This is a genomic window from Arthrobacter sp. 05T420 (genome assembly GCF_056396305.1).
In genome coordinates, this window is sequence record NZ_JBFTLG010000005.1 from 144,700 (window position 1) to 171,146 (window position 26,447).

Below are 26,447 nucleotides of genomic sequence, written 5' to 3' on the forward strand. Positions count from 1 at the left end.
TGCGATGACAGAGGGTGAAAAGTTGGACGAAGTGCGGCCAACAACGTGACCCAAATCGCTCCTTAGTGTCCCACGGGCGGGGCCAATCCGCCTAGGACTCGACGGGCGGAACGGAATGCGTCGGTTCCTCCGGAGTGCGGCCGCGCACCTTGCTGATCACGCGGTCCAGGATGATGCCCAGGATAATGGCGCAGATGATCGCAATAGCCGCGGCCAGGACATGGTTTTTCTGAAACCACGGCCCAACGGACAGGCCGATTCCCACCGAGTAGCCCGCCCACAGCAGCGCCGAAAGTATTGTCAGGCTGATGAACCTGGGCCGTGGGTAGTGCGTGGCCCCGGCGGTCAGGTTGACGGCCACCCGTCCGATCGGGACGAAGCGTGCCACAAGGATCAGTGAGGCGGGCCGTTTCCGCAGTTCGCGTCCGGCCCAGCGGAAAGCCGCCTGCATGCGGGGACCGCGCTGCCATGCCCAGCGCCGTGTTCCGGTCCCGCGGCCGATCAGGTAAGCCACGTTGTCGCCCAGGAATGCGCCTGCGGCGGCGGCGGCGATCAGAAGCACCGGATTGGGAACATCCGCCGTGGCGGCGACAGCAGCCAGGCCCACCACCACCGACTCGCTCGGGATTGGCGGAAAGAAGCCGTCGATCACGCAACAGGCGAAAACCAGGACCAGGACCCAGGGTTGCCCTGCTGCGGCGAGGATGAAGTCGTTGATTGCCTGCACAGCTTCCTTCCGCGGGGCGGGGCCAGATTGATCCAAGCGCAGGCTCGGCCGGGGCCGGGCCTGCGCTTGCAAGGGTACTGCTGTGGAGCCACTGCTGTGGAGTCAGTGTACCGCCGGCCCCGACCGCCGGTTGCCCTATCACTTATGGCGGCTAAGCCCGAGGTTTGGGGACCAAAAGTGATTGGCAACGGTCTTAGGCGATGCGGTCGATGATGAGCTTCTGGGCGGGCCGGGAGCCCTCGGGTGCGATCACGGCGGCGTGTTCGAGTGCTTCCTTGGCCCGCTCGAACTTCTCCGGAGTGTCCGTCAGGAGGGTCATGAGCGGTTCGCCCGCCCTGACCATGGCACCGGGCTTGGCATGCATCCGCACCCCGGCCCCGGCCTGGACCTGGTCCTCCTTGCGGGCGCGTCCGGCGCCGAGCCGCCAGGCCGCGACGCCGACGGCCATCGCGTCGAGCTCCACCAGGACGCCGTCGGCCGGGGCGTAGATGACCTCGGTTTCCTTGGCGACCGGGAGCTTGGCCCGCGGGTCCCCGCCCTGGGCCTGGATCATCCGGTTCCAGACGTCCATGGCCCGGCCGTCCCGCAGTGCGGCCCGGGGATCGGCGTCGCGGACGCCGGCGCAGGCCAGCATTTCCTCCGCGAGCCGGACGGTGAGTTCGACGACGTCGTCCGGGCCTCCCCCGGCGAGGACCTCCACGGATTCCTCGACCTCGATCGCGTTGCCCGCGGTGAGGCCCAGGGGCGTGTTCATGTTGGTGAGCAGGGCCACCGTGTTGACACCGGCGTCCTTGCCCAGGGCCACCATGGTCTCGGCCAGTTCGCGGGCGCGGGCCTCGTCCTTCATGAACGCGCCGCTGCCCACCTTGACGTCGAGCACCAGCGAGCCGGTGCCTTCGGCGATCTTCTTGCTCATGATCGAGGAGGCGATCAGCGGGATGGCCTCCACGGTCCCGGTGACGTCGCGGAGCGCGTAGAGCTTCTTGTCCGCCGGGGCCAGTCCCGCGCCGGCCGCGCAAATGACCGCGCCGACGTCCTGGAGCTGGGCCATCATTTCCTCATTGCTCAGGGCCGCACGCCAGCCCGGGATGGACTCGAGCTTGTCCAGGGTGCCGCCGGTGTGGCCGAGGCCGCGGCCGGAGAGCTGGGGCACGGCCACGCCGAAGACCGCCACCAAGGGCGCCAGCGGCAGGGTGATCTTGTCCCCGACGCCGCCGGTGGAGTGCTTGTCCGACGTCGCCTTCACACCGCCGTCGGGCCTGCGCAGGCTGGAGAAGTCCATCCGCTCGCCGGAGGCGATCATGGCCGCTGTCCAGCGGGAGATTTCGGTCCGGTCCATGCCGTTGAGCAGGATGGCCATGTTCAGGGCGGCCATCTGTTCGTCGGCGATGGCGCCGCGGGTGTACGCGTCGATCGTCCAGTCGATCTGGGCCGGGCTGAGCACGCCCTTGTCCCGCTTGATGCGGATGATGTCGACGGCGTCGAACGCTTCGGTGTTGCTGGTGTTCTGTGTCGTTTGAGTCACCGGGGTTCCTCCAGGTGTTGGGGGCCAAAGGCATCGGGAAGGACCTGGTCCATGGTCTTGATTCCCTGTGTGGTCATGAGCTCCATGTCCGGAGCCCGGAATTCGTAGAGCAGTTGGCGGCAGCGACCGCACGGCATGAGGACGTTCCCGCCGGCGTCGACGCAGTAGAAGGCGCGGAGGTGTCCCCCGCCAGTCATCTGCAGATTGCCCACCAGGGCGCACTCGGCGCACAGGGTCAGCCCGTAGCTGGCGTTTTCGACGTTGCAGCCGCTGACGATCCGCCCGTCTCCGGTGAGGGCCGCGGCCCCGACCGGAAACTTCGAATACGGCGCGTAGGCGTTCTTCATGGCGGAGACTGCTGCGGCTTCGAGCGCTGCCCAGTCGACGTCGATGCTGTCCATTCTCAGCCCTTGATGTACGGTATGCCGTCGGCGGCCGGCGGCCGGGAGCGGCCGACGAGGCCGGCCACGGCGAACACGGTCACGACGTACGGCAGCATAGCCATGAACTGGCTCGGCACGGGGGTGCCGATGATCGTCACGATGCTTTGCAGGTTGTCGGCGAAGCCGAACAACAGCGCGGCAAAGAACGCCCCGATCGGATTCCAGCGGCCCAGGATCATGGCGGCGAGGGCAATGAAGCCGCGGCCGCCGGAGATTTCCTTGGTGAAGCTGTCGATCGCCACGAGGGTGAAGAACGATCCGCCGATTCCGGCGACGGCGCCGCCGAGCGTGACGTTCCAGAAGCGGGTCGCGTTGACCTTGATGCCCAGGGTGTCAGCCGCCTGCGGGTGCTCGCCCACAGCGCGGACGCGCAGGCCCCACTTCGTCTTGAACAGCCCGACCCAGATCACAATCACGGCCACATACATCAGGTAGCCCACCACGGACTGCTTGAACAGGATGGGCCCGATGATCGGGATGCCGGACAGGACCGGGATATCGATGATGGGCAGCCGGCCGGGTGAGTTGTACTTCTCGGGGTCGGACTGCATCACGGTGCTGAACAGGAAGCCGGTGAGCCCGGAGACCAGGACGTTGAGCACGACGCCAACGATGATCTGGTTGACCACGTACTTGATGCTGAACACTGCCAGCACCACCGATACAAGGGCACCCGCCACGCCCGCCGCAAGCAGGCCCAGGTAGGGGTTGTGGGTCAGGCTGGCGACGAGTGCGGCCGTGAAGGCACCGCCCAGGAGCTGGCCTTCGATAGCGATGTTGACGACGCCGGCGCGTTCGCACAGCACACCCGAGAGGGAGCCGAAGACGATCGGCACGGCAAGTGTCACGGACCCGGCGATGAGGCCCGCCAGCGAAATGCTGGGGGTCCGGGCGCCGCCCACCACCCAGATCAGGAAGGCGACCACGAACACGACGGTGAACACTGCTGGAAGCCAGCTCGGGGGCCGGACGTTCCTTTTCGCCTTCAGGACCAAGGCGTAGCCCGCGAGGCCCAGCAGGATCAAGGAGAGCACAATGCCGGACAGGAAAGCGGGGACATCGATAGCGGGGAGCTGGAAGAAGTCTCCGCCGGAGGAAACGCCAAACTTGGCGTTCGCCTGCGGGCCCAGTAGTCCGAAGAAGATGAAGGCGATGGTGGCCAGCACCGCCAGCGTGACCGGCAGCTTCCAGGTCACCGGCTTGGCGGTCTCCGCGGGCCTGCGCCCCTTGTCCGGTTGTGAATCTCCCTGGACGGGCGAGGTTGCTGTTGTGCTCATGCGGCACCTCCGGTGGTTGCGGCCTGCTTGGTTTTGCCGGCGGTCGCGGCCTTCTTCTTGCGCGGGTTCAGTCCGAAGATCGCCCGGACCAGCGGCGGCGCGGCGATGAACAGCACAATGAGCGACTGGACCACGAGGACGATATCGATCGGGGTTCCGGTCTGGATCTGCATCTGGACGGCGCCTGCGCGGAAGGCTCCGAACAGCACGCCGGCGGCAAAGGTGCCCCACGGCGACGAGCGTCCCAGCAGCGCCACGGTGATCGCGTCAAAGCCGTAGGTTGCAGCGACACCATCGGTCAGGACCTTTTCGGTGCCTGCCACCTGCGCCACACCGGCCAGGCCGGCCAGGCCACCGGCAATGGTCATCACCAGGATGGTGGCCCGGGAGACGTTAATGCCGGCAGTCAGGGCTGCCTTGGGGTTGGCCCCGATGGCACGGAACTCGAATCCGAGCGTGGAGCGGTTCAGCAGCCACGAAACAAAAAAAGTGGCCGCAATGGCCAGCAAGAAGCCCAGGTGCAACCGGTACTGGCTACCGAAGAGCAGCGGGTACGCGGCACTTGGGTCCAGGACGGGGGAAATCGGAGTGGCTTCCCCCGGACGCTGGAACAAATCCGTGTCCAGCAGGTAGCGCAGGAAATACAGGGCGATGTAGTTGAACATGATGGTCACGATGACCTCGTGGGCGCCCGTCCTGGCTTTGAGCACGCCGACGATGCCGCCCCAAACAGCGCCGCCGACGACGCCGGCCACGAGGACCAGCAGCAGGTGCAGCCCAACCGGCAGGTGCAGCGCGAAGCCGACCCACGAGGCGAGGATGCCGGCCATGATGATCTGGCCTTGCGCACCAATGTTGAACAGACCCGCGCGGAAGGCCAGGGCGACGCCGAGGCCTGCGGTGATCAGCGGGGTGGCGATGGTCAGCGTCTCCATGAGGGGGGCGAACTGTCCAGCCATGCCGGCCCCACGGGGATTGAAGACCGCGCCCTGGAAGAGGGCGACGTAGGAATCGGTGGCGGCGGACCAGACGGCGGTGAGGAAATCAGCGGGCCGGGCAAAGAGATAGCCGGCCGTGGTGCCGACCACCTTGTCCGTCATGGCGATGAGCAGGCCGCCCAGGATCAGTGCGAGCAGCACCGCCAGGATGGTCACGATGCCATTGCCGGTGAAGATTTTGCGCAGCAACGACTCTTCTTCCGGGGCGCCGGGAAGGGATCCGCTCTGGGTGGAGACGGGAACGGCCGACGGCTGGTGGGCGCCGCCCGCGGTGTCCAGGGAGGTGACGAAGGCTTCATCGTCCTCGAGCGGCTCAGACTCCACTGCGGTGGCTTGGGCGGCCGGAAGCCAGTCCGGGTCCGGTGCGGCCGCGGGCCGCGGCTCGGTGTTCTCACTCATGGTGGTCTCCTACGGCGCCGGAGCCGGGCTCCTGCACGGACGGGGGGGCGGGCGCCTGGCTCGTGGCCGGCGTCGTTGCGGGGTTGTCGGCCGGGTTTTCTGCGGGGGTGTCTGCGGTGGTCCCGGCGGGGTTTTCTGCTGTGTTCGGTGCGGCATTCTCAGAGAGGGATTGCGCCGAATGCTTGCCCGCGGCGTCGGCCTGGGCTTCGTCCGGGGAAACCCCGGCCATCATCAGGCCCAGGACGTCGCGCCCGGTGCCGGCCGGGACAATCCCGACCAGCCTGCCCTTGTACAGCACGGCGATCCGGTCGGCGAGTTCAATCACCTCGTCCAGTTCGGTGGAGACGATCATGACGGGCGTGCCGTGGTCCCGCTCCGCGACGATCCGCTTGTGCAGGAACTCGATGGAGCCCACGTCCACGCCGCGGGTGGGCTGGGAGGCGATGAAGAGCCGCAGCGGCCGGGAGAGCTCCCGGGCCATGACGACCTTCTGCTGGTTGCCGCCGGACAGGGTGCCGGCTGCGAGCGAGCCGGACGGGGTGCGGACGTCGAATTCTTCGATCCGGGTCTTGGCGTTCTCCAGGACCTTGGCCGGGCTCATGCTGATGCCCTTGGCGAACGGCGGCTGGTCATACCGGTCCAGGATCAGGTTCTCGGCGATGGAGAACGTGCCAATCAGCCCGTCGAGTGAGCGGTCTTCCGGCACGAATCCAACGCCGGCCTTGAGGACGTCCTTGACGCTGCGGCCCAGGAGTTCTTCGCCATCGAGGGTGATCGAGCCGTGGGCCCTCTCGTGCAGGCCGAGGATGGCCTCGGTCAGTTCGGTCTGGCCGTTGCCCTGGACGCCGGCGATGGCGAGGATCTCGCCGCGGGCGATTCCGAAGCTGATGCCGTCCACCACGTGCTGGCCGCTGGGAGCGATGACGGTGAGGTCCTTGACCTCGAAGGTGGTCTCCTGCGGATTGGCAGGAGCCTTGTCCAGGGTCAGGCTCACGGCCCGGCCCACCATCATGGACGCCAGTTCGGTGGTGGAGGCGCCGGGATCGGCCGAGCCCACCACCTTGCCGCGCCGGATGACGGTGATGGTGTCCGAGACGGCCTTCACTTCACGAAGCTTGTGGGAAATGAAGACGATGGAGGTGCCGTGGCTCTTGAGCTGGCGCATGATGTCCAGCAGCTCATCGGTGTCCTGCGGGGTCAGCACGGCCGTGGGCTCATCGAGAATGAGCACCTTGGCGTCGCGGACCAGTGCCTTGATGATCTCGACGCGCTGCTGCACGCCCACAGGCAGGTCTTCGATCAGCGCGTCGGGGTCGACGTCGAAGCCGTACCGGTCCGAGATCTCCCGGATCTTCCGGCGGGTGTCCTCGAGGTCCAGGAATCCGCCGGTCTTGGTGGTCTCCGCTCCCAGTGCGACGTTCTCCGCGACGGTAAAGACGGGGACCAGCATGAAGTGCTGGTGCACCATGCCGATGCCGGCCGCCATGGCGTCGCCGGGGCCGCGGAAGGTGACCGGCTTGTCGTCAATCAGGATTTCGCCCTCTGTGGGCTCGTACAGTCCGTAGAGGACGTTCATCAGCGTGGACTTGCCAGCGCCGTTCTCGCCGAGCAGACAGTGAATCTGCCCGGGTTCAACAACCACATCGATGTGATCGTTGGCTACCAGGGAGCCGAAGCGTTTAGTAATGCCCTTGAGTTCAAGTTTCAAAACTCTGACCAATCTCGAGGTGTCCGGAAGGCTTTGTCCGGACGCGTATGGGGGCTGCAGCACCAGCTTAGTGCCTGCGCTCGGAGGCGCAGCGGGCCGCAACGAAAAGCGCCACAGCCCGTGCGGTGGTGACCGGACGGGCCGTGGCGCTTAGCGGAGGAAGTTAGGCCTTCGGGCTGGCTGCCGACTCAACCTTCAGCTTGCCGTCGGCGATGTCCTTCTTGATCTGATCCAGCTCGGACTTCAGTTCGGCCGGAACCTGGGAATCCATGTCGTGGAACGGAGCCAGCTGGACGCCGTCGTTCGCGAGAGTGCCGACGTACGGCTTGTTGGTGAACTGGCCGTCCTTGTCCTGCTTGACCACCGTCTCGACGGCCTCGCCCATCTGCTTCATGACGGAGGAGAGCATGATGTCCTTGTAATCCGGTGCCGTGAGGAAGCCGTCGGAGTCAACCCAGATGAGCTTGACGTCCTTGCCTGCCGCCTTGGCTTCCTTCAGGGCTGCGCCCGCACCCTTGCCGACCGGACCTGCGACGGGCATGACGATGTCGGCGCCCTGGTCCAGGAAGTTCTGGGTGAACTGCTTGCCCTTGTCCTGCTTTTCGAAGTCGCCGGTGAAGGAGCCGTCCTGCTTGGCCTTGTCCCAGCCAAGAACCTTGACGTTCTTGCCCTTCTTTTCGTTGTAGTACTTCACGCCGTCGGCGTAGCCATCCATGAAGATGGTGACTGTGGGGATCTTGATGCCGCCGAAGGTGGCGACCGTTCCGGTCTTGGTGGTGCCTGCTGCGAGGTAGCCGGCCAGGAACGCGGCCTGGGCCGTGTCGTAGATGATCGGCTTGACGTTGGCCACCGGGGTCTCGTAGCCGAAGTCGATGATGGCGAAGTGCTTGTCCGGGTTCGCGGTGGCCTGGGCCTTCGTGGCGTCGCCGAGCAGGAAGCCGACCGTAATGGTCAGGTTGCAGCCGGCGGCGACCATGGCGCGCAGGTTCGGCTCGAAGTCGTTGTTGGTCTTGGACTCGGCCTGGTTCATCTTAAGGCCCTGCTCCGACGTGACCTTCTTCAGTCCCTCGTAGGAGGACTGGTTGAACGACTGGTCATCGAACCCACCCGAGTCGGACACGATGCAGCCCTTGTAATTGCTGGCGGTGTTGGTGGCGGTGCTGGCCTCCGGGGCAGCCCCGCAGCCGGTCAACAGGAGTGCAGCCGCGCCCGCGGTGGCGACGCCGGCCATTGATCCGCGCTTAACGGTGGCACGCAGAGAGTTCTTCAATTTTCCTCCAGGAAGAAAGAGTAGGCGCTACGACGGAAGTTCAATGAGTGTCTGTCTGCGGTGTTCCGCTGAACTCTGTTTTCACTGATGGATTCGCAGCACTGCGCCGAGGCGCACTGATGCAAGCTACTTTAGTGGCCTGCGCCACGTCCGGATAACACACTTCCCGGCGAATCCCCAGATTGTTGAGAACTTGTTACCTAGTGGTAGCCGGGCCCTCCTACACGAGGGCGCACTGACGCCTCCGGCGCCGGTCCCCACGGGAACTGGCGCCGGAGGCGTCGTGGCGGGAAAACAGCGCCGGAGGTGTCTGCGTGTCTGGTGTCGTCTGCCGCCGGGCTAGAGCCGGACCAGCATCTTGCCGGTGTTGGCGCCGTCGAGCAGATCCATGAAGGCCTGCGGGGCGTTGTCCAGGCCGTCCACCACGGTCTCGTCGTAACGGACGGTTCCGTCGGCGAGCCAGCCGGACATGGTCTCGACAAATTCGGCCATGTGCTGCCAGTAGCCGCCCACCAGGAAGCCCTTGAGGGTCAGCTGTTTGCCGATTACCAGCATGAGGTTCCGCGGCGCCGGCGTGGGCTCGGTCGAGTTGTACTGCGAAATGGCCCCGCACATGGCCACCCGGCCACCGACGTTGAGCACGGACAACGCCGCTTCCAGGTGCTCGCCGCCGACGTTGTCGAAGTAGACGTCAATCCCGCGCTCTCCTGCGGCCGCAGCAAGCTGCTCCGCAACCGGGCCGTCGTGGTAGTTGAACGCGGCGTCGAAGCCGAGTTCGAGCAGCCGGGCCACCTTCTCCGGCGAACCGGCGCTGCCGATCACCCGGGACGCGCCCATGGCCTTGGCGATCTGCCCCACGAGCGAGCCGACCGCACCGGCGGCACCCGAGACGAATACGGCGTCGCCGGGCTTGAAGTTTGCCACCTTCAGCAGTCCCGCATAGGCGGTCAGGCCGGTCATGCCGAGGGCACCGAGGAACGCCGAGGCGGGAGCCAGATCGGTGCGTGCCGGGCTGGTGGCCGCGGCATCGACCACGGCGTATTCGCGCCAGCCGAGGCTGTGCACGACCGTATCGCCGACGGCGCGCCCTTCGGCCCGGGACGCGATGACTTCGCCGACGGCGCCGCCCTCCATCGCCACATCCAGCGCAAACGGCGCGGAGTAGGACTTGACGTCATTCATGCGCCCGCGCATGTACGGGTCCACCGAGATATAGAGGTTGCGGACCAGGACCTGGCCGTCCCGCAGTTCGGGCAGCGGCGACTCGGCGAGGCGGAAGTTTTCCGGAACCGGCCGGCCGTGGGGACGGGACGCCAGCTGGATCTCGCGGGTGGCGGCGGGAAGTGTGTGGGTTTCGATGTTGGCGCTCATGCGGCTACCTCCAGGATGGTGATGTCGACAGTGATGTTGCCGCGGGTGGCGTTGGAGTACGGGCAGATCTGGTGGGCTTTGGCCACGAGGGACTCGGCGGTTTCCCGGTCCACGGCCGGCAAGGCGATCTCCAGTTCTGCCGCCAGGCCGTATCCGGCACTGTCCTCGAGGGCGCCGAAGTGGATCTTGGCGGCGACAGCGGAGTCCGTCAGGTCGGCTTTTTGCTGGCGGCCCACCAGGCGCAGGGCCGAGTGGAAGCATGCGGCGTAGCCGGCGGCAAAGAGTTGCTCCGGGTTGGTTCCGGCGCCGTCGCCGCCGAGTTCCACCGGGCTGGCGAGGGTGACGCTGAGCTTGCCGTCCTTGCTGATGGCGGTGCCGTCGCGGCCTTCGCCGGAGGCCAGGGCCTCGGCTGTGTAGAGAGTCTTCATGGGGTTTCCGTTCTGTTGGCGGGAAATCTTGGCGGGCATTGGCCCGGGAAGTCGGAGGAGTGTAAGGGGAAAGGCTTAGTGGGAGGCGTGGAGCGCGTTAGCCAGCCGGCCCAGGGTGTCGCGGAGCTGGTCCAGTTCCACGGCAGCGAGCCCGGCGGCGTCCGCCAGGCGCTGCGGGATGCCGCTGGCCCTGGCGCTCAGGGCGGCGCCGGCGTCGGTGAGGAAGATCTCCACGCGGCGCTCATCCTCGGCGGACCGGCGGCGCTGAACGAGGCCCAGCGCTTCGAGCCGCTTGAGCAGCGGCGACAGCGTGCCGGAGTCGAGCCCGAGCTCCTCCCCCAGTTCCCGAACGCTGCGCGGCTCCGCTTCCCAAAGCACCAGCATGGCGAGGTACTGCGGGTAGGTCAGTCCGAGCTCCTCCAGCATGGGGCGGTAGGCGGCCGTGGCGGCGCGCGAGGCCGAATACATCGCGAAACACACCTGCCGGTTCAGGCGGAGCGCTTCCGGGCTGGCAGGGCGGGCCTGTTCTGGCGTGGTCATGGTTCCACCGTACGGGACAACTAGATCTCACACAACTTGGTTGTGCGCAATCTAGTTGTGCACAACCAAATAAGCGGTGCTATGAGGCGTCTGCCGAATTTCCCCATGTTCGCTGGGGCCCGACGGCGTGTCGGCCCGCACCGCCGGTGCGTCCCGGCGTCGTGCCGGCAAAGGTGGGGAAACTCTGCAACACGGCCCTGCCCCAGCAAAGGGAACACACGGCCCAGACGGAACGGCGGGCCGCGAAGGTCAGAGTCGCGGGTGACTGCGAACCGGGAGGGATCTAGAGGTCGCGGATGGTGCGCAGGGCCGCCGCCGTGAGCACCTGGATGCCGAGGCCAAGCGCACGCTCGTCAACGATGTAGTCGCCGCGGTGGAGGTCGTACTCTTCCCCGCCGGGGGTCTTGGTGCCGAGGCGCATCATGGCACCGGGGGTGTCGGCCAGGAACCAGGCGAAGTCTTCCCCGCCCATGGACTGCGGGGTCAGGACCACGGCGCTCTCGCCGATTTCGGCGCGGGCCGCGGCCTCTATCAGCGCGGTTTCGTGCTCGGAGTTGACCACCGGCGGCACGCCGCGGGTGTGTTCGATGTGGACGTCGACGCCGTAGGGCTCGGCGACCTGCCGGATGATGTCGTCGAGCAGTTCGCCGGCGTCGTGCCAGGCGCCGCGGTCCAGGCACCGCATGGTGCCGGCCATGTAGCCGCTGCCGGGGATGGCGTTCGGGGCCGAGCCTGCGGAGATCTGGCCCCAGACCACGGACACGCCGCTGCGGACATCGACGCGGCGAGAGAGCACGGCGGGAACATTGACCGCGATCTGCGCCAGGGCGAAGACCAGTTCCTCGGTCAGGTGGGGGCGGGAGGTGTGGCCGCCGCGGCCGGAGAGTTCAATCTTGATGGTGTCCGAGGCGGAGGTGATGGCCCCGATCCGGGTGCCGATCTTTCCGATCTCGATCCGGGGATCGCAGTGAAGCGCCAGGATGCGCGGCACGCCGTCCAGGACGCCCTGCTCGATGCACGACGTGGCGCCGCCGGGCATCGTTTCCTCAGCCGGCTGGAAGATAATTCGGACCGTTCCCCGCAGCGGGGACTGCTCATGCATCCGCTGCAGGACCAGGGCGATGCCGAGCATGGTGGTGGCGTGGATATCGTGGCCGCAGGCGTGGGTCACGCCGTGATTCTTCGAGGCGAACTCGAGGCCTGTTTCCTCGATGATCGGCAGGGCGTCGATGTCGCCGCGCAGGGCGGTGGCGATGGGACCCTGCCCGACGTCAACCGTCAGGCCCGTGCCCTCGAGACGGCGGGGTTTGAGCCCGGCTTCTTCGAGCCGCTTTGCCAGCTTGTCGGTGGTGCGGAACTCCTTGAACGAAAGTTCCGGGTGCGCATGGAGGTCGCGGCGGAACGCGATCAGCTCCGGCAGGAGGGGCTCCAGCCACGGCCCTACGAGAGTGGTGGGCTCAGCTTCAGTCGAGTAGTTGCGCACAGAATCACTCTATCCAGCGGACAAAGAATAGCGGCATCGGGTACGGCGCGTTACGGATTGCTGAACATTCCACACCCCTGATCCGCCCCATTCCGCCTACAGTACGTCCGTGTCGCCCTTGGCCTTGATGGCGTCCACGGCTTGCTTGACCCGCTGCGAGTGTTCCTTGGTGGTGACCAGCAGGGCGTCCGGGGTGTCCACGATCACGACATCCTTGATGCCGATCAACGCGATCACCCGCTTGGTATCGGACACCACCACGCCGCTGGCGTTCTCGGTGAAAACACGGGCGCCCTCGCCCAAGACTGTGACCTCGTCGACTTCCTTGGCGCTGTTGAGCCGGCCCACGGAGGCGAAGTCCCCGACGTCGTCCCAGAGGAACGTTCCAGGCACCACTGCGACGTCGCCTGCAGCGGCGGCGGGCTCGGCGACGGCGTAGTCAATGGCGATCTTGGGCAGCGTGGGCCACACCCGGGCGGTGACGGCGTCGCGCTCCGGCGTGTCCCAGGCCCTGGCGATTTCCTGGAGTCCGGCGAAGAGCTCGGGCTGGTTGGCCTCGAGGTGCTTGAGCATCAGCGAGACCGGCGCCACGAACATGCCCGCGTTCCAGACATATTCCCCGCTGTCGACGTACTGCTGGGCCACTTCCTCGCTGGGCTTCTCCACGAACTCCACCACGGCCTGGGCGCTGGGCGCGTCGGGGATGTTGAGGTTCGCGCCGGAGCGGATGTAGCCGAATCCGGTGGAGGGATGGGTCGGCTTGATGCCGATGGTGACGATCTTCCCGGCGGCGGCGGTGTAGACGGCCTCACGGACTGCGTCCTGGAAGAGGTCATCCGGGCTGATGACCTGGTCCGCGGCGAACGAGCCCATGATGGTGTCCGGGTCCCGCTCATGGAGGATGGCCGCGGCGAGGCCGATCGCCGCACCGGAGTCCTTGGGTTCACTTTCCAACACAAGGTTGGAGTCCAGGACCTCAGGCAGTTGGCGGCAGACGGCTGCCTTGTGGGCGGAGCCGGTCACCACCAGCACGTGCTTGCCGGCGACGGGCTGGAGGCGGTCATAGGTTGCGCGCAGCAGAGTGCTGCCCGACCCGGTGAGGTCGTGAAGGAATTTCGGGGCTGCTGCCCGTGACAGGGGCCAGAGACGGGTCCCCACCCCGCCCGCCGGAATAACCGCAATAAAACGGTCCAACGGTGAATCCTGGCTTGTCACTTTGTCTGTAGTCATCACGGCTACTTTAGCCGACGGCGGCCGAATCGGCCCCGATTGGGCCGGGTTCGAGGCCTTCCGGACCCCGCCAAGGCGGCGAAATGTGGCGTTCGTCTCAAAACCGATGCAAAACCGCGCCGGGGCTTGTCAACAAGGAGTTCCTAAATTGAATAAGCTGTGAGCGAAGCCTAGATTTAGGCTTGAGCTTACGAGTGCTCTCGCAGCAGGCGTTCCCCCCGCGTGGATCCCATGCCAGCGCCGCTGTGTTGCAGGGAGGTTTATTCAGTGCCGACAAAACCAGCTGGCACCTTGTACCGCGGCCGTGAAGGCATGTGGTCCTGGGTTGGACACCGCATTACCGGTGTAGTGATTTTCTTCTTCTTGTTGGTCCACGTGCTGGACACCTCATTGGTGCGTGTGTCCCCCGAGGCCTACACCGCAGTGATTGGTACCTACAAGAACCCCCTGATGGCCCTGGGTGAAACGGGCCTTGTCGCGGCGATTGTGTTCCACGCCTTCAACGGCCTGCGGATCATCGCCGTCGACTTCTGGAAGAAGGGTGCCAAGTACCAGCGTCAGATGCTCTGGACGGTCCTGGCCCTCTGGGTCGTCGTCATGGTCGGCTTCTCCATCCGCCACCTTTCCCTCGCCCTTGGAGGTCACTAAGCCATGACTGCAACTATTCAGCCCCCACGCAGTGGGAAACTCAGTAGTGGAAAACTCAGCAGCGGCGAGATCGCGCCCAAGTACCGCCGCAACGGCGCTTCCAAGGGCAACTTTGAGATGCTCGCCTGGCTCTTCATGCGCCTCTCCGGCGTTGTGCTGGTGGTGCTGATCTTCGGCCACCTGACCGTTAACCTGCTGGTCGGCGAGGGCATCCACGCGATCGACTTCGGCTTTGTGGCCGGCAAGTGGGCCGACCCGTTCTGGCAGTTCTGGGACCTGGCCATGCTGTGGCTCGCCATGCTGCACGGCACCAACGGCGTCCGCACGATCATCAATGACTACGCCGAAAAGGACGCCACGCGCCTGTGGCTGAAGATTGTGCTCTACGCGGCCACCACGGTCATCATCGTCCTGGGCACCCTGGTCATCTTCACGTTCAATCCGTGCCCCGTGGCCAACGGCGTCCAGCTTCCCGGCGGCTTCTGCCCCGCGCCATAGGGGCAAAGTCCGTAAGGACAAAGGCCGTAGCGGCCGAACCGCCGCGGACCGCGGCCCCTTCGGGCTAGTAGGTGCGGTCCCCACGGCAACTGATCTTGCCTGCCGAGCGCAGGCGCAGATTGCATGAGAATTCACCGGGCAGGCGTGGCCCGCCCGGTGGGTTATAGCGAATTTTGAGAGAAAGAGCGTCTGGTATGCAGGTCCATAAGTACGACGTCGTGATTGTCGGTGCCGGTGGCGCCGGGATGCGCGCGGCGATCGAATCAGGTCAGCGCGCCCGAACAGCAGTACTGACCAAGCTCTACCCCACCCGGTCCCACACCGGCGCGGCGCAGGGCGGCATGTGTGCGGCCCTGGCCAACGTCGAGGAAGACAACTGGGAGTGGCACACCTTCGACACCATCAAGGGTGGCGACTACCTGGTGGACCAGGACGCCGCCGAGGTCATGGCGAAGGAAGCAATCGACGCCGTCCTGGACCTGGAGAAGATGGGCCTGCCGTTCAACCGCACGCCCGAGGGCCGCATTGACCAGCGCCGTTTCGGTGGCCACACCCGCGACCACGGCAAGGCACCGGTCCGCCGCGCCTGCTACGCCGCCGACCGCACCGGCCACATGATCCTGCAGACCCTGTACCAGAACTGCGTCAAGCACAACGTCGAGTTCTACAACGAGTACTACGTTCTGGACCTGCTGACCGTCGAAGAGGACGCTGTCCGCGAGGACGGCACGCCGTACAAGCAGAAGCGCGTTGCCGGCGTCGTGTCCTACGACCTCGCCTCCGGCGAGCTGCACGTCTTCCAGGCCAAGTCCGTGGTGTTCGCGTCCGGCGGCGCCGGCAAGGTCTTCAAGACCACCTCCAACGCCCACACCCTCACCGGTGACGGCATGGGCATCGCGTTCCGCCGGGGCATCCCGCTGGAGGACATGGAGTTCTTCCAGTTCCACCCGACAGGCCTGGCCGGCCTGGGCATCCTGCTCTCCGAGGCCGCCCGCGGCGAAGGCGCAATCCTGCGCAACTCCGAGGGCGAACGCTTCATGGAGCGCTACGCGCCCACCATCAAGGACCTCGCCCCGCGCGACATCGTGGCCCGCTCCATGGCCAACGAAGTCCGAGAAGGGCGCGGTTGCGGCCCGAACAAGGACTACGTCCTCCTGGACCTGACGCACCTCGAGCCTGCGCACATCGATGCCAAGCTGCCGGACATCACCGAGTTCGCCCGCACCTACCTGGGTGTGGAGCCGTACACGGAGCCGGTTCCGGTGTTCCCGACGGCGCACTACGCCATGGGCGGCATCCCCACCAACATCACCGCCGAGGTCCTCCAGGACAACGACACGGTGGTCCCGGGCCTCTACGCCGCCGGTGAGGTGGCCTGCGTCTCCGTCCACGGCTCCAACCGCCTGGGCACCAACTCGCTGCTGGACATCAACGTGTTCGGCAAGCGCGCTGGCATCGCGGCCGCCGAATACGCCAAGACCGCAGATTTCGTGGAGCTCCCCGCTGACCCGGAGGCCTACACGCTGAACCTGCTGGACCACGTCCGCACCTCCGATGGCACCGAGAAGGTCGCTGCGATCCGCAAGGAACTGCAGGACACCATGGATGCCAACATGCAGGTGTTCCGCACGGCCGACACGCTGAACACTGTCCTGAAGGACATCGCGTCCTTCGAGGAGCGGTACCAGCGCATCAGCGTCCAGGACAAGGGCAAGCGCTTCAACCTGGACCTGCTCGAGGCCGTGGAACTGGGCTTCCTGCTGGAGCTCGCCAAGGTCATGACCGTGGCGGCCCTGCACCGCGAGGAATCCCGCGGCGGCCACTTCCGCGAGGACTTCCCCGAGCGCGACGACGAAAAATTCATGAAGCACTCCATGGCGTACAAGGATGAGCACGCCCCGGCGGATGGTTCCGCCGAGGCGATTGCCGGCATCCGGCTTGCCACCAAACCGGTGGTCTTTACGCGCTACGAGCCGATGGTGAGGAAGTACTAAGATGAGCGCTGAACTCGCTGAGCCAGCATCCAAGATCGAACTGCCCGCCGGCGTCGGCGGCGGCGGGGAAATCCCGTCCTTCGACGTCACGCTGCGCGTGCGCCGCTACAACCCCGAGGTCTCCGAGGACGCCACATGGGATGACTTCACGGTCACCATGTACGGCACCGACCGCGTCTTGGACGCCCTGCACAAGATCAAGTGGGAGATGGACGGCAGCGTCTCCTTCCGCCGCTCCTGCGCCCACGGCGTCTGCGGCTCCGATGCCATGCGCATTAACGGCCGCAACCGCCTCGCCTGCAAGACCCTGCTGAAGGACCTGGACACGTCCAAGCCCATCACGGTCGAGCCGATCAAGGGCCTTCCGGTGGAGAAGGATCTGATCGTGGACATGGAGCCGTTCTTCCAGTCCTTCCGCGAAGTCATGCCCTTCCTGATCAACCGCGGCCACGAGCCCACCAAGGAACGCCTGCAGTCCGCCGAGGACCGCGAACGGTTCGACGACACCACCAAGTGCATCCTCTGCGCCGCGTGCACCTCGTCCTGCCCGGTGTTCTGGACCGACGGCCAGTACTTCGGTCCGGCTGCGATCGTCAACGCGCACCGCTTCATCTTTGATTCCCGCGATGATGCCGGCGACATGCGCCTGGAGATCCTCAACGACAAGGAAGGCGTGTGGCGCTGCCGCACCACCTTCAACTGCACCGAGGCATGCCCCCGCGGCATCCAGGTCACGCAGGCAATCGCCGAGGTCAAGCAGGCCATCCTCTCCCGCAAGATCTAACGACCGGTTCCACCGGCTGCACTAGCTCCCCTATAACTTTCGGGAGCTGCCGACGACGGCGCCTCTCACCTTACGGGTGGGGGCGCCGTCGTTCGTTTTCCCCCTCACACGAAAGAGGACACCGTGTCCCGCTCAGAAAAAGTCTCTTTCCAAGGTTCCACCGGCGAACTGCTCTCCGGCGTTGTGGATCTTCCGGACGGCCCGGTCAAGGGCTGGGGCGTGTTCTCGCACGGCTTCACCCTGGGCAAGGACAGCCCCTCGGCCTCCCGAATGTGCAAGGCCCTGGCGGACAACGGCGTTGGCATGCTCCGGTTCGACAACCTGGGGCTGGGCGAGTCCGCGGGAATGTGGTCGGAAGGGTCCTTCAGCCACAAGGTGGCAGACACCGTCAAGGCCGCCGAATTCATGCGCGACTCCGGCCGGACGATCTCGCTGCTCGTGGGCCATTCCTTTGGCGGAGCCGCTGTTTTGGCGGCCGCGAAGGAGATCCCGGAGCTCGACGCCGTGGCCACGGTAGGGGCGCCCTTCTCCCCCAAGCACGTGGCCCACGTCTTTGATGCGGCGCTGGACCGGATCCTGAGCGAGGGAAGCGCCGAGGTGGACCTTGGCGGCAAGCGGGTGGAGATCCGTCGGCACTTCGTCGAGGACCTCGAAAACGCGGACCTGACGGACTGCATCCGGCAGCTGCACAAGCCGCTCATGGTGCTGCACTCCCCCACTGACAACACGGTGGGGATCGAAAACGCCAGCACCATCTTCCAGACGGCCCGCCACCCGCGCAGTTTCGTCTCGCTGGAGGGCAGCGACCACCTTCTGACCGGCAAGGGCCAGGCGGCCCGTGCGGCGAAGATTATTTCGGCGTGGGCCGACCAGTACCTCGACGCCTGAACGCAGCGGACAGCGACCTCCGGCGGGCCCGGTGCTCCACCGGCGTCTTGCCCGGCTGGACGCGCCGGGCACCCCAGCCGGTGGTCGCGGTGGCCGGCCCGGTCTTGAGGTCTTCCTCCCGGATCGCCACCCACGCGGCGCAGATCACGTAGACCTGGCTGACCAGGTTGAACCAGATCAGCAGGCCGATGATGATGGCGAAAGGCGCCAGAATGGGGTTCTTGCCCGCACTGGCAAGCAGCTGGGTGCTGAAGATCTGCAGCACTGTTGCGCCTACTGCCGCGAGCGTGGTCCCTTCCAGCAGGGAGCGGCGGGCCGGTTTCAGCCCTGCGGCCACCCGGTACATGATCAGTGCCGTCCCCCAGCCGAGCAGCAGCGGCACGAGGATCGTGATGGACGTCGTCAGGGGCCCGGCCACCACCGGGTCGAGGCCCAGCTGCTGGGCCACCCAACCCGCGGCCGTGCCGAATATCAGTGAGGCTGCAGAGCTAACCACCAGGGCCGCTCCCATCAGGATCAGCGTGCCGACGTCTTTAAGTATCTGCAGGATCGGATTCATCACCAGGGGGCCGAGCCGCATCATGCCCCGCACTCCGTCGCGGATGCCGCTGATCCAGCCCAGGGAGGTGAATACCGTGACTATGGCGGCAATCCCGGCGGCCCAGCCGAGGCTGGCGGGGTTCAGCAGCTGGTAGGGATCAACCAGTCCCTGGCTGCCGTCGACCTGCAACAGCCCAGGCGCGGCGGCGTCCACGCTCTTGATAATCGTGTCCAGCAGGGCCGGATGTCCGCTGAGGACAAGGCCGGCAATGGAGAGTCCGGTGGCCAGGAGACCCGTGACGGAGAAGAACATCCTGAACCCGATGCCGGCACTTAACAGCGGGCCACGCTGGCGGAGGTAGTGCAGGTACGCCCGCATCGGTAGCAGGGCGTTGACCCGGGCCAGCAGCCACGCCACCATGGCCATCAGCGCCGCGACCCATCCGCCCCCGGAGCGCCGAACCCTGCCCCATTCGACCCTCTTGCGGATCACTTCCAGTTTCAGCCCGGCCAGATCGGTGGGAAGCGGCGGCTCAGCGGGCGTCTGCGGTGCCGTCCGGGCCCCTGTCGTGGTCAGGTTTGGTCCCAAAGTCAAGCTCTTCCCGTAGCTGCCAGATGCCGTTGTCGTCGTGCTCGTAAAGTCCCATGCTAACCACAGGGAACGTGGCCCTATAATCCTTGAGGACCATTTCGGCCTCGTCGAGGCTTTCCGGGGCAACGTCGTGGGCCACGGTAACGTGCGGATGGTAGCCGAACGGCAGTTCCCGCTCCAGCGGGCCGGACTGCAACTGGCGGTGCAGGTTCACGCAGTCCCCGAAGCCGTCCTCTACGTTCAGGAAGACCACCGGGGAAACCGGCCGGAAAGACCCGGTCCCGGCGATGGTCACCGTGAAAGGCTCCTGCCCGCGCGCCACGTCCCGGACATGGCGCTGGGTCGCCGCCCAGTCCTGCGTCATGGTGGTGGTGACCAGCGTGATGTGGGCCGGGACGACGGCGGCCATCGGATCCCCGAACGAGGCCCGCCAGCGCTGGAGCTCCTCAGCGATGTCTGCCGGGAACCGCAGGATCACGCCGATGCTCATGCCTTCGCTGCGCTGTCCGTTCGACGGGGCGGCTTTCGCGGTGACTTTGCTGACGGAGGACATTGACCTAGCGGACTCCCTGGGCGCCGGCGTACGGCAGGAAACCCACCTTGGCGTAGACGTCGCGCAGAGTGACCGAGGCAATCTCCCGGGCCTTGTCCGCGCCGAGGGCCAGCAGCCGGTCCAGCTCCGCGGGATCGTCCAGCAGCTCCTTGGCACGGTTCCGGATCGGGGTCAGGTGCTCCGTGACCACCTCGGCGAGATCCGCCTTGAGATGCCCGTACATCTTGCCCTCATACGCGGTGACGAGGGCGTCGACACTTTGCCCGCTGATGGCCGAGTAGATGGTCAGCAGGTTGGACACGCCCGGCTTCGCCTCACGGTCGAACCGGATTTCCGTCTCCGCATCCGTCACAGCCGATTTGATCCGCTTGGCGGTGACCTTGGGATCGTCCAGCAGGTTGATCAGGCCGGCCGGCGACTCGGCCGACTTGGACATCTTGCCGGTGGGGTGCTGCAGGTCGTAGATCTTGGCGGATTCCTTCTGGATGAAGGGCTGGGGCACCGTGAACGTGTGCCCGAAGCGGGAGTTGAACCGCTGGGCCAGGTCACGGCTCAGTTCCACGTGCTGACGCTGGTCCTCGCCCACCGGGACACCCTGCGGCTGGTACAGGAGGATGTCCGCGGCCTGCAGGATGGGGTAGGTGAACAGTCCAACGCTGGCATGGTCCGAGCCCTGTTTGTGGGCCTTGTCCTTGAACTGGGTCATCCGGGACGCCTCGCCGAAACCAGTGATGCAGTTCAGGACCCACGCCAGCTGGGCGTGCTCGGGCACCTGGGACTGAACGAACAGCGTGCACTTGTCCACGTCCACGCCGCCAGCAATGTACTGCGCGGCCGTCACCCTCGTGCGGTGGGCCAGCTCGGCGGGATCCTGCGGAACGGTGATCGCGTGCAGGTCCGGGATGAAGAAGACGGCGTCGTACTCGTCCTGCATCCGGACCCAGTTCACGAGGGCGCCGAGGTAATTGCCCAGGTGCAGGGAGTCCGCGGAGGGCTGCATGCCGGAAAGGATGCGGTGCCGGGCCGCGGTGGCCGGCGAAGCGGCCTTGCCGGCGGCAGACTGAGCGTCGGTCACGGTAGAAGTCGTGGTCATTCGTGGAAGCCTTAAGACTCGAGCCGGTAGTCCACTACCAGCGGGGCGTGGTCGGAGAAGCGTGTGTCCCAGGACGCTGCCCGGTCAACAACGGCTGACACTGCGGCAGCAGCGAGGGCGGGCGTGGCCATGTGGTAATCGATGCGCCAGCCGGTGTCGTTGTCGAAGGCCTGGCCCCGTTGCGACCACCAAGTGTAGGGGCCGTCGACGTTACCCGCCAGGCCCCTGTGAACATCCTTCCACCCGATTTCTTCGCCGAAGAAGCGGTCAAAATAGGCCCTCTCCTCCGGCAGGAAGCCGGCGCGTTTGACGTTGCCCTTCCAGTTCCTGATGTCCAGCTCCGTGTGGCCCACGTTGAGGTCGCCCACCACCAGCGCATGGTCACTGTGCTTGGCGAGTTCGGGCAGGCGGTTGATCATGACGTCGAGGAAGCGGAACTTGTCATCCTGCTTGGGAGTGCCGACCTCGCCCGAGTGCACGTAGGCACTCACGACTGTCAGCTGTGAGGCCTGCCCGTCCGTATCCCGCACGATGTAGTCCGCCTCGACCCAGCGTCCGGTGGTGGCGAAGAAGTCATCGCCGATCCCCACCCGGGTGGCGATGGGCTCTTCGCGCGAGGCGATGGCAACGCCGGCCCGGCCCTTCGCCTCGGCTTCGGCGTGAAGGATGTACCAACCGTCGCCGAGCAGCTGCTGGACGATCGCATCGGGCGCGCGGACCTCCTGGAGGCACAGGATGTCGACCTCGCGCGGCTCAAGCCACTCCGCCATGCCGTTCTTGTAGGCGGCACGTAGGCCGTTGACGTTGACTGATGCGATGCGAAGGTGGTCCTTCTTCAATGCCGAGCTCACCCGATCCACTCTAGTCGATGATGGTTCCGCTAACGGGTGCGTCGCCGTCGCCCGAGGCTTTGATCATGTCCCGCGCGTTGGTGGCGGTGATTTCGATAGTCTCCAGGGCGCGGCTGATCGTGTCGCGGTCCGCTGCTTCGCCCTTCGCGCGCTCCTGTTCGACCACCCGGACCTGGACCTGGACGATCTTGAAGGAGTGGTCGAGTTTCATGTCGCGGACGCCGTCCGATTCGCGGCGTTCGCTGACCACGCGGGTGCCGCCGTGATCAGCGCTGCCTGCTGCCGGCGGCCGCCCGGCCGCGGCGTTGAAGGCGTTCTGGGCCTCGTTCAGCCTGGCCCCGGCCTTCTTGGCGGCCTTCTGGATGCTGAACACCACGAAGGAGGCCAGCGCCAGCCAGAAGCCGGCGATGATCGCCACGATCCAGCCCACGACGTCGTTCTGGTTCGCCGCGAAAATCACGGCCACCACGAACGCGATGATGAAGACCAGCAGCCCAGGCCCGCTAATGCGGAGCATGGAGAACCGGCCCCGGGCCGTGGTGTCGTTGGACGTGGATGAGGAGCTACCCAGAGATTGCATGAGCCCATTATCGCAAACCGGGCCAGCCGGCCGCTGCGCTTCCACCCCGGGCGAACGCCGCGCCCAGACTTGGCCTAGGTCAACACCAGGCAGGACGGATGGCCGCTGGGATCCGTGTAGACGCGGAAGGTGTCAGTGCCGGCGTCGAGGCTCTTGGCGCCGAGCCGGAGAACCTCGGTTTCGGCGACGTCGAGGTCCGCAACGAGCACGTCCACGTGCGAAGGATGCCTACTTGAGGAACAGCTTGCGCAGGCGGCTGGTGGTGAGCAGGACGCCGAGGGCAATCATGACGAGGTAGTAGCCGACGTGCACAGCGGTGGCCGGGGTGAAGACGCCCACGCTGATTTGGCGCAGCAGTTCCACGCCGTGCCAGAGAGGCATGGCCTGGATGAGCCACTGGATGGTCTGCGGGTAGACGCTGAGCGGGTAGAACGTGGCGCTGAAGAGGAACATCGGCAGCATCACGAAGTTGATCCAGTCCATCTGCTGGAACGTCTTCATGAAGCTCGTGATCCCCATGCCGAAGCTCGCGAACCCGAAGGCGATCAGCACCGAGGCCGGAATCATCAGGATGGCCCAGGGCGTGGTGATGAGGCCCATCACGCCCATCACGGCGGTGAAGCCGGTGGCGTACATGGCCCCGCGCAGCAGGGCCAGGAAGATTTCGCCCATGGCGACATCCAGCGGCCCCAGCGAGGTGTAGAGCATGCCCTGGTAGAGCTTGGCGAAGTTCATCTTGAAGAAGACATTCCAGGTGGAGTCATAGACGGCGCCGTTCATGGCGGACACGGCCAGCAGCGCCGGCGCGATGTACGCGGCGTAGCTGATCTCCTGCCCGCCCGGGCCCTGCACTGATCCGACAATCGCGCCCAGTCCCACGCCCATGGAGATCAGGTACAGCACGGGTTCGAAGAACCCGGAGGCCATGACCATCCAGTTGCTGCTTTTAGTGGCCATGAGCCCGCGGGCGACGACGGCGCGGACGTTGCGGGAGTAGATGGGCCCGAAGCGCCGGTTGCGTGCGGCCTCCGTGACGCTGTGGTCCCCTGCGTTGAAACTTCCAGTCAGCACGCTCATGAGGCCATCCTTTTGGCGAACTGGCGTTTGGTCAGGACCCAGCCGGCAGCCGCCAGGACCAACAGGAAGACGAGGTGGACGATGGTGAGCCACGGCTCTTCCTCATACCCGTAGCTGACCACCCGGCCAAGTTCCGTTCCGTGCCAGATCGGTGAGATCCAGCCGATCCAGCGGACGCCGAGCGGGAGCGTGTCCAGCGGGAAGAACGTTCCAGAGAACAGAAACAGCGGCATGACGATAAACCGCATGACCATGGCGAACTGGCCACGGTCCTCCTTGATGGTGGCGGCGTAGGCCATGAGCGGCAGGCCGAAGGACAGGCCGGCGAGCGTGGCGACCAGGATCGATACCCAGCCCCATTCCCCGGGTGCGGCGCCGAACAGAGCGACGACGGCGAAGTAGATGGCCGACTGCAGCAGGAACCGCAGGGTCACAGCGATGATGTGGCCGCCGGCGATCTGTTCCGGGGTCAAGGGCGAGGCGTGCGGGCCGTAGTAGACGCGCCGCCATTTGAAACCGTCCATGACGGGAAACGTGAACTCGTTGGCGGCCGTCATGACAGCCGACGAGATCAGCAGGGCCGGCGCGATGAACGTCAGGTAGCTGACCCCGCCGAACACGCCGGCACCGTTGGCCTGGACCAGCGTGGCCAGGCCAACGCCCATCGCGAACAGGTAGGCCACGGGCTGGCCCACGCCATACATGACGATGGTCCAGCCGTAGCCCTTCATGACGCGCAGCACCTGCTCGGCGTAGAAGAAGGCGCCCCAGCGGCGGGCGCGGGCGGCCGAGACTTCCGGCGAGTGCGCGCGCAAGGCCGGTGCCGCCGTCGTACCCGCCTGTACTGTCAGCGGCTCGCTCTTAGTCAACTCCGCTTTCTTAATCAACGAGGCTCCTGCCGGTCAGGCGCAGGAAGACGTCTTCGAGCGAGGAACGGCGGACCAGCGAGGTGACGGGGCGCAGGCCGCGGGCGGTGACCTGCTCCAGGGCGGCCTCGCCGTCGTGGGCGTAGATGAGCACCCGGTCCGGCAGGGTCTCGAGGCGTTCGCCGATGCCTTCGAGCTCCGCGCCGACGCTCGCATTGCGCTCCGAGCCGAAGCGCAGTTCCAGGACCTCCCGGGTGGAGTATTCCCGGATCAGGCTGGCCGGCGATCCTTCGGCCATGATCTTGCCTTTGTCCACCACGATCAGGCGGTCGCACAGTTGCTCCGCCTCGTCCATGTAGTGCGTCGTGAGGATCAGGGTGACGCCCTGTTCCTTGAGCCGGAACAGCCGGTCCCAGAGGATGTGCCGCGCCTGCGGGTCCAGACCCGTCGTCGGCTCGTCCAGCAGCAGGATCCGGGGCTCGTTGATGAGCGAGCGGGCGATCGTCAGGCGGCGCTTCATGCCGCCGGAGAGGGCGTCCACTTTGGACTTGGCCTTGTCGGTGAGCTGGGCGAATTCAAGCAGCTCGTCGGCCTTGGGTTTGAGGTAGCTCATGGGCAGGCCGAAGTAGCGCCCGTATACCAGCAGGTTGTCCCGGACCTTCAGTTCCTCGTCCAGGTTGTCCTGCTGCGGGACCACGCCCAGGTGGGCGCGGACTTCCGGCCCGTGCTGTTCGGGGTCCAGGCCCATGATGTTCAGACTGCCGGACGTGCGCTGCGAAACCCCGCCGATCATCTTCATCGTGGTGGACTTGCCGGCGCCGTTGGGGCCCAGCAGGCCGAAGGCTTCCCCGGCGGGAACACGGAAGGTGATGCCGTCGACGGCGGTGACGTCGCCGTAGCGTTTGGTGAGGTTTTCGGCGGTGATGACGTACTGCGGAGCGGCGTCGGAGGGGCTGGTCACGGGCGATTCTTTAGCGGCAAGTTCGGACACCCGCACTACGGTAGTGGATCCCCGCAAACTATGAAAGAGTCTTTTCGTAAAAACGCCGGACGTATCCGATCCGTTATGCCCGGCGGCAGAGAAACGTGCCGAACCCTGCGGTGGTTGAGCCTGCATACAAGGCTCAACCACCGCGCGGGACACTTTATTCGGCCCCTCAGGCGACTCCGGAGTCGCCGCCCTCTGCCAAGTGGCGTTCAGCGGTTTCCACCACGTTGGCGAGGAGCATGGCGCGGGTCATGGGGCCCACTCCCCCGGGGTTCGGCGAGAGCCAGGCGGCGACGTCGGCCGCGGCGGGGTCAACGTCTCCGGTGACCACGGCCTTGCCGCTGCCGTCGTCCACCCGGCTGACCCCGACGTCGAGCACGATCGCGCCGGGCTTCAGGTCCCCGGCCTTGATCATGTGCGGCTGCCCGGCGGCGGCGATCACGACGTCGGCCTGCCGCAGTTCTGCCGGCAGGTCCACCGTTCCGGTGTGCGCCAGGATGACCGTGGCGTTGACGTCCTTGCGGGTCAGCAGCAGCCCCACCGGGCGGCCGATGGTGACGCCGCGGCCCACCACGAGGACGCGCTTGCCCTTGAGGTCGATCCCGTGCCGGGTCAGCAGTTCCACGCAGCCCTTGGGCGTGCAGGGCAGCGGGGACTTCATGGGTCCGCTGACGTTGGCCACCAGCCGGCCCAGGTTCATCGGGTGCAGGCCGTCGGCGTCCTTCTCAGGATCCATGGCCTCCAGGATGACGTCCTGGTCGATGTGCTTGGGCAGGGGCAGTTGGACGATGTAGCCGGTGCACTCCGGGTTCTCGTTGAGTTCCCGGACCACGGCCAGCAGTTCTTCCTGTGTTGACTCTTCCGGCAGGTCGCGGCGGATGGACGTGATGCCCACCTCGGCGCAGTCCTTGTGCTTGCCGCCGACGTACCAGGTACTGCCGGGATCGGAGCCCACCAGGATGGTGCCCAGTCCGGGAGTGATGCCCTTGGCCTTGAGTGCGGCCACGCGCCCGGTCAGCTCGGCCTTGATGGCGGCGGCGGTAGCCTTGCCGTCAAGGATCTGCGCTGTTCTTGCAGTCTTAGCAGAAGTCATGGC

At 66.1% G+C, this 26,447-nt stretch carries 27 protein-coding genes; 5 read left to right on the top strand and 22 right to left on the bottom strand.

Annotated features, from left to right (window positions below; translation table 11 throughout):
* Window positions 1-91: 91 nt before the first annotated feature.
* The 12 genes from AC1DEM_RS06900 to AC1DEM_RS06955 all read right to left on the bottom strand — a co-directional run bounded on the left by AC1DEM_RS06900 (window position 92) and on the right by AC1DEM_RS06955 (window position 13,399).
* Window positions 92-727 carry a DedA family protein gene (locus tag AC1DEM_RS06900; RefSeq protein ID WP_476883767.1) on the bottom strand — a complete coding sequence of 212 codons (636 nt, stop codon included), beginning with the start codon at window positions 725-727 and terminating at the stop codon, window positions 92-94.
* Between the two features lie 193 nt (window positions 728-920).
* Window positions 921-2,252 carry a thymidine phosphorylase gene (locus tag AC1DEM_RS06905; protein WP_476883768.1) on the bottom strand — a complete coding sequence of 444 codons (1,332 nt, stop codon included), beginning with the start codon at window positions 2,250-2,252 and terminating at the stop codon, window positions 921-923.
* A complete protein-coding gene (locus AC1DEM_RS06910; protein ID WP_476883769.1) occupies window positions 2,249-2,653 on the bottom strand; it encodes a cytidine deaminase in 405 nt (134 codons plus the stop codon). The genes AC1DEM_RS06905 and AC1DEM_RS06910 overlap by 4 nt, the downstream gene beginning before the upstream one ends.
* A gap of 2 nt (window positions 2,654-2,655) precedes the next feature.
* Window positions 2,656-3,972 (bottom strand): ABC transporter permease, encoded by a 1,317-nt coding sequence (locus AC1DEM_RS06915; protein ID WP_476883770.1) that lies wholly within the window; start codon window positions 3,970-3,972, stop codon window positions 2,656-2,658.
* Entirely contained in the window at window positions 3,969-5,369 is a 1,401-nt protein-coding gene (locus AC1DEM_RS06920; RefSeq protein ID WP_476883771.1) for an ABC transporter permease, read from the bottom strand. Before AC1DEM_RS06920 ends, AC1DEM_RS06915 begins: the two co-directional genes overlap by 4 nt.
* Entirely contained in the window at window positions 5,362-7,077 is a 1,716-nt protein-coding gene (locus AC1DEM_RS06925; protein WP_476883772.1) for an ABC transporter ATP-binding protein, read from the bottom strand. The genes AC1DEM_RS06920 and AC1DEM_RS06925 overlap by 8 nt, the downstream gene beginning before the upstream one ends.
* A 163-nt stretch (window positions 7,078-7,240) precedes the next feature.
* Window positions 7,241-8,347 (bottom strand): BMP family lipoprotein, encoded by a 1,107-nt coding sequence (locus tag AC1DEM_RS06930; protein ID WP_476883773.1) that lies wholly within the window; start codon window positions 8,345-8,347, stop codon window positions 7,241-7,243.
* A 339-nt stretch (window positions 8,348-8,686) separates the two neighbouring features.
* The gene (locus AC1DEM_RS06935; RefSeq protein ID WP_476883774.1) at window positions 8,687-9,718 is read right to left on the bottom strand and encodes an NADP-dependent oxidoreductase; all 1,032 of its coding nucleotides are present in this window, start codon (window positions 9,716-9,718) and stop codon (window positions 8,687-8,689) included.
* Window positions 9,715-10,146: an organic hydroperoxide resistance protein gene (locus AC1DEM_RS06940; RefSeq protein WP_476883775.1), complete on the bottom strand. Its 432-nt coding sequence runs from the start codon at window positions 10,144-10,146 to the stop codon at window positions 9,715-9,717. The genes AC1DEM_RS06935 and AC1DEM_RS06940 overlap by 4 nt, the downstream gene beginning before the upstream one ends.
* A gap of 75 nt (window positions 10,147-10,221) precedes the next feature.
* Window positions 10,222-10,686, bottom strand: a complete 465-nt coding sequence (locus tag AC1DEM_RS06945; RefSeq protein ID WP_476883776.1) for a MarR family winged helix-turn-helix transcriptional regulator — start codon at window positions 10,684-10,686, stop codon at window positions 10,222-10,224.
* 283 nt (window positions 10,687-10,969) lie between these two features.
* Window positions 10,970-12,169 (bottom strand): amidohydrolase, encoded by a 1,200-nt coding sequence (locus AC1DEM_RS06950; protein ID WP_476883777.1) that lies wholly within the window; start codon window positions 12,167-12,169, stop codon window positions 10,970-10,972.
* Window positions 12,170-12,265: 96 nt separating this feature from the next.
* Window positions 12,266-13,399, bottom strand: a complete 1,134-nt coding sequence (locus AC1DEM_RS06955; protein WP_476883778.1) for a mannose-1-phosphate guanylyltransferase — start codon at window positions 13,397-13,399, stop codon at window positions 12,266-12,268.
* Window positions 13,400-13,666: 267 nt separating this feature from the next.
* On the opposite strand from AC1DEM_RS06955, the gene sdhC reads away from it, so the two are divergent.
* From sdhC to AC1DEM_RS06980, 5 genes are all read left to right on the top strand, one after another.
* Window positions 13,667-14,047 carry a succinate dehydrogenase, cytochrome b556 subunit gene (gene sdhC / locus AC1DEM_RS06960; RefSeq protein ID WP_476883779.1) on the top strand — a complete coding sequence of 127 codons (381 nt, stop codon included), beginning with the start codon at window positions 13,667-13,669 and terminating at the stop codon, window positions 14,045-14,047.
* Between the two features lie 3 nt (window positions 14,048-14,050).
* A complete protein-coding gene (locus tag AC1DEM_RS06965) occupies window positions 14,051-14,545 on the top strand; it encodes a succinate dehydrogenase hydrophobic membrane anchor subunit (RefSeq protein WP_476883780.1) in 495 nt (164 codons plus the stop codon).
* 194 nt (window positions 14,546-14,739) lie between these two features.
* Complete coding sequence (gene sdhA / locus AC1DEM_RS06970) at window positions 14,740-16,539, top strand: succinate dehydrogenase flavoprotein subunit (RefSeq protein ID WP_476883781.1); 1,800 nt, start codon at window positions 14,740-14,742, stop codon at window positions 16,537-16,539.
* A gap of 1 nt (window position 16,540) precedes the next feature.
* The gene (locus AC1DEM_RS06975) at window positions 16,541-17,323 is read left to right on the top strand and encodes a succinate dehydrogenase iron-sulfur subunit (protein WP_476883782.1); all 783 of its coding nucleotides are present in this window, start codon (window positions 16,541-16,543) and stop codon (window positions 17,321-17,323) included.
* Between the two features lie 123 nt (window positions 17,324-17,446).
* Entirely contained in the window at window positions 17,447-18,211 is a 765-nt protein-coding gene (locus AC1DEM_RS06980) for an alpha/beta hydrolase family protein (RefSeq protein ID WP_476883783.1), read from the top strand.
* Here AC1DEM_RS06980 and AC1DEM_RS06985 read toward each other — a convergent pair.
* The 10 genes from AC1DEM_RS06985 to AC1DEM_RS07030 form a co-directional block, all read right to left on the bottom strand.
* The gene (locus AC1DEM_RS06985; protein ID WP_476883852.1) at window positions 18,174-19,340 is read right to left on the bottom strand and encodes a YihY/virulence factor BrkB family protein; all 1,167 of its coding nucleotides are present in this window, start codon (window positions 19,338-19,340) and stop codon (window positions 18,174-18,176) included. The two genes, AC1DEM_RS06980 and AC1DEM_RS06985, sit on opposite strands and share 38 nt — an antisense overlap.
* On the bottom strand, window positions 19,285-19,896 hold the full coding sequence (locus AC1DEM_RS06990) for a 2'-5' RNA ligase family protein (protein WP_476883784.1): 612 nt from the start codon (window positions 19,894-19,896) through the stop codon (window positions 19,285-19,287). The genes AC1DEM_RS06985 and AC1DEM_RS06990 overlap by 56 nt, the downstream gene beginning before the upstream one ends.
* A gap of 4 nt (window positions 19,897-19,900) precedes the next feature.
* A complete protein-coding gene (gene trpS / locus AC1DEM_RS06995) occupies window positions 19,901-20,989 on the bottom strand; it encodes a tryptophan--tRNA ligase (RefSeq protein WP_476883785.1) in 1,089 nt (362 codons plus the stop codon).
* A gap of 11 nt (window positions 20,990-21,000) precedes the next feature.
* The gene (locus AC1DEM_RS07000; protein WP_476883786.1) at window positions 21,001-21,840 is read right to left on the bottom strand and encodes an exodeoxyribonuclease III; all 840 of its coding nucleotides are present in this window, start codon (window positions 21,838-21,840) and stop codon (window positions 21,001-21,003) included.
* Window positions 21,841-21,850: 10 nt separating this feature from the next.
* Window positions 21,851-22,420 (bottom strand): hypothetical protein, encoded by a 570-nt coding sequence (locus AC1DEM_RS07005; protein WP_476883787.1) that lies wholly within the window; start codon window positions 22,418-22,420, stop codon window positions 21,851-21,853.
* A 74-nt stretch (window positions 22,421-22,494) separates the two neighbouring features.
* On the bottom strand, window positions 22,495-22,704 hold the full coding sequence (locus AC1DEM_RS07010) for a VOC family protein (protein ID WP_476883788.1): 210 nt from the start codon (window positions 22,702-22,704) through the stop codon (window positions 22,495-22,497).
* Complete coding sequence (locus AC1DEM_RS07015) at window positions 22,649-23,497, bottom strand: ABC transporter permease (protein WP_476883789.1); 849 nt, start codon at window positions 23,495-23,497, stop codon at window positions 22,649-22,651. Before AC1DEM_RS07015 ends, AC1DEM_RS07010 begins: the two co-directional genes overlap by 56 nt.
* Window positions 23,494-24,366 carry an ABC transporter permease gene (locus AC1DEM_RS07020; protein WP_476883790.1) on the bottom strand — a complete coding sequence of 291 codons (873 nt, stop codon included), beginning with the start codon at window positions 24,364-24,366 and terminating at the stop codon, window positions 23,494-23,496. Before AC1DEM_RS07020 ends, AC1DEM_RS07015 begins: the two co-directional genes overlap by 4 nt.
* 10 nt (window positions 24,367-24,376) lie before the next feature.
* Window positions 24,377-25,324, bottom strand: coding sequence for an ABC transporter ATP-binding protein (locus tag AC1DEM_RS07025; RefSeq protein ID WP_476883791.1), 948 nt, complete (start codon window positions 25,322-25,324; stop codon window positions 24,377-24,379).
* 196 nt (window positions 25,325-25,520) lie between these two features.
* The gene (locus AC1DEM_RS07030) at window positions 25,521-26,444 is read right to left on the bottom strand and encodes a bifunctional methylenetetrahydrofolate dehydrogenase/methenyltetrahydrofolate cyclohydrolase (protein WP_476883792.1); all 924 of its coding nucleotides are present in this window, start codon (window positions 26,442-26,444) and stop codon (window positions 25,521-25,523) included.
* Window positions 26,445-26,447: the final 3 nt, after the last annotated feature.